We start from the raw sequence: 5,894 nt of genomic DNA, 5'->3' as shown, positions 1-5,894 counted from the left end.
GCCGGCCCCTCCCGGCCGCCGGTCCCGTTCCGCTCGATCCGGCCGATCATCAGGGAACGCCGGTCGCCCTTCGCCACGACGAGCGCGATCCTGACCCCGTCGGCGGCCACCCGGACCGACTGGATCTGCCCGTCCAGACCCGGAGTGCGCACCTCCAGCGGCTTGCCCGCGCCCTCCTCGAGGAGGAGCAGCCGCGGATCGGCGGGGTCGCGGTCGGCCACCCACAGGCCGCGCTGCGCGTCCCAGCTGGGCGCGGACAGCCGGTCGTCCTCGGACTCGCCCCCACTGCTCAGCACGGGCTCGCCGAGCGAACCGCCCGGCACGATCGACCCGACGTACAGCGACTTCCCGTCGAGCGCGATCCCGGCCGCCATGCGTTCGTCCCGCGAGACGGCCACCGACCGCAGCGTGGTCCCGCCCTCGCCGAGCGCCCCGGGCACCGGGTCCGGCTGGGGGGCGTCGCCGTCGGCGGGGATCCGCACCAGCCGATGCTCCCCGTCGACGAAGTACAGGTGGCCGGGGCTGGTGAGCGAACCCCGGTCGGCCACGGCATCGGTGGCCTCCTGGGTCAGCGAGCACAGGTGCCTCCCGCCGGCCCGCAGCTCGACCTCGGCCACGGCGGGACTGAGGTTGCGCAGTGTGAACAGCAGCTGGGCGCCCATCTCCCTGCACCGCGCGCCACCGGCGCCGGCCGCCTTGTCGTTGAGCGGCACGGTCAGCTTGCCCCGGTCGTCCGCCGTCAGCGGTCCGGCGTCCTCGCGCAGCGCCGTGCCCGTGGGGAAGCTCGACCGGACGGCCGGGGCCAGCCAGGCCGTCGGCCCGCTCAGGAGGGAACGCACCATCTGGGTGGCGGGCTCCACGTGGCTGCGGACGTACACCGGGTCGGCGACCGCCATCGACGGCCCGTCCGCGGCGCTCCCCGCGCTGTTCGAGGCGAAGTAGTACTTGCTGACGGACATGTAGTTGCGCTGGAAGTCCGACTGCCCCATGACGACGCCCTGGGGGACCCCGTCGATGCGCCACTGCCCGTTCTTCGCGTCCTGCGTGAGACGCACGAGCTTGTCGTACGGCCCCTTGGCGGATGCGTACGCCTGCTGCGCGTCCACGGTGGCGACCTTGTCGCCGGTCAGGGTGAAGGAGACCTCGCCGCTGTCCTCCCGGCCCGGCGGGTCGGGCTGCGCGCCCGGCCCGTCCGCGAGCACCGTGGTGGACAACTCGGGCTTCCAGGTCTCGGCCGCCTCGGCGGTCAGGTACTGGCGTGCGGTCCGGTAGTCCGGATCGTCGCTCGTCAGCGCCTCGAGGAAGCCCTGCACGATCTGCGTGGGCGAGGCGTCCTTGCTCGGCGGCATCGCGAACACCCGCACCTGCGCGTCCTGCCGGGGCGTGGACTCCACCCCCCGCAGATCCCCGCTGTCGGGCATCGAGGCGCACCCGGCCAGCAGTACGGCGCCGGCGGCGGCGTACGCGATCGTCCGTGCCGGTGTCCTCGGTGTCCTCCGGCCGCGCCCTGCGCGCTCACCGCCCACGCGAAGTCTCCCCCCGCCTGTCCCCGAGGCCGTCGAGCCCCTCCAGGCCGTCCACATCGTCCAGCTCGTCCAGTTCGTCCACGTCGCCGGTGCCGGCGGCGTCCTCACCCGCGTCGGCGGGCGCCGCGTCCCCGGCGGCCGGCCCCGCCGGCTCCCCCCGGGGCGGGCCGCCCGCGGCCGGCCGCGGCACCACCCGCGCGCCGTTGCCGGGCAGGGCCGTCGGGTCGGCCGTGGGGGTCGCGGCGGCCGGCAGCGGGCCGAGCGGACCACGGGCCGAACGGGCCGGGCCCTCGGTGTCCGCGGGCGGCACGGGCAGGATGGCCCGCTTGCCGCCGTCCCCGTCGTGCGGGGCACCGGCGCCGTCGAGTCCGCGGTTGCGCCGCGAGTCCCTGGGCTCCAGCGGGATCGGCGAGCCCCGCAGCGGCTCGTCCGCCGTCCGGGGCAGGGTCAGCCGGAACTGCGAGCCGCCGCCCGGCTCGCCCCACGCCTGGAGCCAGCCGCCGTGCAGCCGCGCGTCCTCCAGGGCGATGGACAGGCCCAGCCCGGTACCGCCCGTGGTCCGCGCGCGTGCCGGGTCCGCCCGCCAGAAGCGGCTGAAGACCCGGGTCGCCTCACCGGGCTTGAGTCCGACGCCGTAGTCCCGCACCGCGATCGCGACCGCCCCGCCCGCCGCGGCGAGCCTGACGACGACGTCCTTGCCGTCGCCGTGCTCCACGGCGTTGACGACGAGGTTGCGCAGGACGCGCTCCACGCGCCGGGCGTCGACCTCGGCGACGACGGGCTGCTGGTCGCCGGCCACCTTGATCCGCGTGCCCTTGCGCTCGGCGAGCGGCTCGGCCCCGCCGACCACGCGCCGTACGACGATCCGCAGGTCGACCGGTTCCGCCTCCAGGGCGGCCGCGCCCGCGTCGAAGCGGCTGATCTCCAGCAGGTCCGAGAGCAGGGACTCGAACCGGTCGATCTGGTCGGCGAGCAGTTCCGCCGACCTCGCGGTCACCGGGTCGAAGTCCTCCCGCGCCTCATGGATGACGTCCGCCGCCATCCGTACGGTCGTCAGCGGTGTCCGCAGTTCGTGGGACACGTCCGACACGAACCGGCGCTGCATCCGCGACAGGTCCTCCAGCTGGTTGATCTTCAGCTGGAGGTTCTGCGCCATCTTGTTGAAGGCCTCGCCGAGCCGCGCGATGTCGTCCTCGCCGGTGACCTTCATCCGTTCCTGGAGCCGTCCGGCGGACAGCCGCTCCGCGATCCCGGCCGCCATCCGCACCGGCGTCACGACCTGCCGCACCACGAGCCAGGCGATCGCCCCGAGGAGGACGACGACGAACAGGCCGGCGGTCGCCAGCGTGCCCTTGACCAGGCTCAGCGACTTCTCCTCCTGCGTCAGCGGGAAGAGGTAGTACAGCTGGTAGGGATCCCCGTTGGGGTCGTTGACCTGTTTGCCGATGACCAGGCCGGGCTGGGAGTCGGCGCCGTTGCTGTAGACGATCCGCGTGTACCGCTGCGCGGCCCCGGTGCCGGTGTCGATCCGGTCCCGCAGGTTGCCGGGCACGCTCTCCGCCGGGTCGACGTGTCCCGAGGCGCGCGGACCGCGTCCGCCGCCGCTCTCGTCGCCCATGGGCAGGGTGACCACGTCGAAGGCGCCCTGACCGCCGCTGGAGAGCGACTCCACGAGGTCGCTCATCCACTGGATGACGCTCTGCGAGGACCGGCCGTCCACCCCGGACGTGTCCTCGCCGGTGCCGCTCGCGGCCTCGTCGGCCTGCTGCTTGGCCACCGCGAACCCGCCGGTGGCCTGGCTCTGGGACGCCTTCACCTTGGCGTCCAGCAGGCCGTTGCGCACCTGGCCGATGACGACGAAGCCCAGCAGCAGGACCACGCCCAGCGACATCAGCAGCGTGGTGACGACGACCTTGAGCTGGATGTTGCGCCGCCACAGCCGCATGACGGGCAGCAGCGGCCGGCGCACCCAGCGCACGAACAGGCGGATGACCGGGCTGCCCTGGACCCCGCCCCGGAGCAGCCCGCCCTCACGGGGGCGCCCCCAGCGGGAACGCCCCGGGGAGCGGCCCCGGGACGTCCGGCCGACAGGCCGCTCCGGTCGCTCCCCGGACCGGCCGGAGCCCGAAGCGGCACTGTCACCGGACATGTCAGCTCGGTCCTGCCTTGTACCCGACGCCACGGACGGTCACCACGATCTCCGGCTTCTCCGGGTCCTTCTCGACCTTGGAGCGCAGCCGCTGGACATGGACGTTCACCAGCCGGGTGTCGGCCGCGTGGCGGTACCCCCAGACCTGCTCGAGGAGCACCTCGCGGGTGAACACCTGCCAGGGCTTGCGGGCCAGCGCGACCAGCAGGTCGAACTCCAGCGGGGTCAGCGCGATCGACTGCCCCTCCCGCTTCACGGAGTGCCCGGCCACGTCGATCACCAGGTCGCCGATGGCGAGCTGTTCCGGCGCCGGCTCCTCCGACCTGCGCAGCCTCGCCCGGATCCGGGCGACCAGCTCCTTCGGCTTGAACGGCTTGACGATGTAGTCGTCGGCACCGGACTCCAGGCCGACCACGACGTCGACGGTGTCGCTCTTCGCCGTGAGCATCACGATCGGCACCCCGGACTCCGCCCTGATCAGGCGGCACACCTCGATGCCGTCCCGGCCGGGCAGCATCAGGTCCAGCAGCACCAGATCGGGCTTGGCCTCACGGAAAGCGGCCAGCGCCTTGTCGCCGTCGGCTACGAAAGACGGCTCAAAACCTTCACCACGCAGCACAATGCCGAGCATCTCGGCCAGTGCGGTGTCGTCGTCGACGACAAGGACTCGTCCCTTCATAAACGACATCATCCCATTAGCTATTCGTGACCTGGCGTGACCTGGCGCACAGTGCGGCCAGGGCCTCTGCCGTCACGGGTGAGACGGCACCTTCTTCCGTGACGATCGCCGTGACCAGTTCCGGTGGTGTCACGTCGAACGCCGGGTTGTACGCCTGGGTCCCCAGGGGTGCCACGAGAATCCCGCCTCCCGCTTCGGTTCCGGCCATCGGCACCCGCGGTGCCGTGACCTCGGTCACTTCATGGCCGGGGCGCTGCTCGACCTCGATGGACGCCCCGTCCGGTGTGCGGGGGTCGACCGTCGTGACCGGTGCCACCACGATGAACGGCACGTGGTGGTACCGCGCGAGCACGGCGAGCGGATAGCTCCCCACCTTGTTCGCCACCGACCCGTCGGCCGCGATGCGGTCCGCCCCTATCAGTACCGCGTCCACCTCGCCCGCCGCGAACAGCGACCCCGCCGCGGCATCGGTGAGCAGCGTGTACGCCATGCCGCTGCGGGCGGCCTCGTACGCCGTCAGGCGAGCACCTTGCAGCAACGGGCGCGTTTCGTCCACCCACAGCCGCCTGAGCCTGCCCGCCCGGTGCGCGGCCAGCGCCACCGCGAACGCCGTGCCCTCGCCGCCCGACACCAGCGAGCCGGTGTTGCAGTGGGTGAGGATCCGGTGTCCGCCGCCGGGCATCAGCTCGTCCAGCAGCGCCAGCCCGTGCCGGGCCATCCGGGCGCTGGCCTCGGCGTCCTCACGGTGCAGCCGCCGTGCCGCGGCCAGCGCGGCCCCGGCCGCCTCCTGGAGATCGCCGCCGCGGGCGAGAACACCCTGGTGGGCACTCAGGGCCCGGCGCACCCCCATCCCGAGGTTCACCGCGGTGGGCCGGGCGCCCTCCAGTGCGGCGGCGGCGTCGTTCACGTCGAAGCCCCGTACGGCGGCGAGGGCGACGCCGTACGCCCCGGCGATGCCCAGCAGGGGCGCACCGCGTACGGCGAGCGAACTGATCGCCTCCACGAGCGCGGGGGCGTCGGTGCAGACGAGCTCCACCTCCTCGGCCGGCAGCCTGGTCTGGTCGAGCAGCACCAGGACGGGTCCTTCCGGTGGTTCCTCCCAGCGGATCACCGGGATGTCGGTCGGCCGCCTGGGGTCGCCGCTGCGTGCGTACTGATCAGCCATGCGGCCAGTCTGCCCCCTGGAACGCGGACAATTGAAGGCGCAGTCCTCACCTCGGCCGGTCCGTCGTCGACCGCCCCATGGCACGATGGCAGCGAACCCGCCGCCGCGACCGCGGACGGGCACCGTCAAGGAGCGACGATGAACGACACTCCGGGCTGGGCTTCGCCCGGATCCGCCCCCTCCGAAGGGCAGGGTACGGGTGCGTCCGGGCCCACCGAGCCCGCAGAGCACCCGAACCCCGGCCAGGCCGCCCCGCAGGGGCCGGGCTGGTCGAAGGAGCAGCCGCCGGGCCAGTGGTCCGCGCCCACCGGCGGGCCCGGCACGGCGGACCCCGACCGGCCTTCCCCACCGCCCGCGCCGGGGGATACGGCGGCT

General features: G+C 73.7%; 3 protein-coding genes and 2 pseudogenes. 1 reads left to right on the top strand and 4 read right to left on the bottom strand.

Features of this window, described 5'->3' with window-relative positions; all coding sequences use genetic code 11:
• The 4 genes and pseudogenes from AOK18_RS19425 to mtnA all read right to left on the bottom strand — a co-directional run.
• Positions 1–1,526: pseudogene (locus AOK18_RS19425) on the bottom strand (LpqB family beta-propeller domain-containing protein); the annotation flags it as partial.
• Positions 1,516–3,675 (bottom strand): MtrAB system histidine kinase MtrB, encoded by a 2,160-nt coding sequence (gene mtrB, locus AOK18_RS19420; RefSeq protein WP_055695191.1) that lies wholly within the window; start codon positions 3,673–3,675, stop codon positions 1,516–1,518. The gene mtrB and the pseudogene AOK18_RS19425, both read right to left, overlap by 11 nt.
• Before the next feature lies 1 nt (position 3,676).
• Positions 3,677–4,366: a two-component system response regulator MtrA gene (gene mtrA, locus AOK18_RS19415; protein ID WP_193478414.1), complete on the bottom strand. Its 690-nt coding sequence runs from the start codon at positions 4,364–4,366 to the stop codon at positions 3,677–3,679.
• Positions 4,367–4,370: 4 nt separating this feature from the next.
• A complete protein-coding gene (mtnA, locus tag AOK18_RS19410) occupies positions 4,371–5,519 on the bottom strand; it encodes an S-methyl-5-thioribose-1-phosphate isomerase (RefSeq protein ID WP_055695190.1) in 1,149 nt (382 codons plus the stop codon).
• Positions 5,520–5,657: 138 nt separating this feature from the next.
• Between mtnA and AOK18_RS33385 the strand changes: the two are divergent.
• A pseudogene (locus AOK18_RS33385) lies at positions 5,658–5,894 on the top strand (hypothetical protein); the annotation flags it as partial.

The organism is Streptomyces prasinopilosus (assembly GCF_001419695.1).
GTDB classification, from domain to species: domain Bacteria; phylum Actinomycetota; class Actinomycetes; order Streptomycetales; family Streptomycetaceae; genus Streptomyces; species Streptomyces prasinopilosus.
The sequence above is the reverse complement of the archived record's forward strand: the minus strand, read 5'-3'. Positions and strand labels throughout refer to the sequence as shown.

Excerpts from the sequence above, each read along its gene's own strand:
- mtrB (WP_055695191.1), bottom strand. The coding sequence starts at position 3,675 with ATGTCCGGTGACAGTGCCGCTTCGGGCTCCGGCCGGTCCGGGGAGCGA.
- mtrA (WP_193478414.1), bottom strand. The coding sequence starts at position 4,366 with ATGATGTCGTTTATGAAGGGACGAGTCCTTGTCGTCGACGACGACACC.
- mtnA (WP_055695190.1), bottom strand. The coding sequence starts at position 5,519 with ATGGCTGATCAGTACGCACGCAGCGGCGACCCCAGGCGGCCGACCGAC.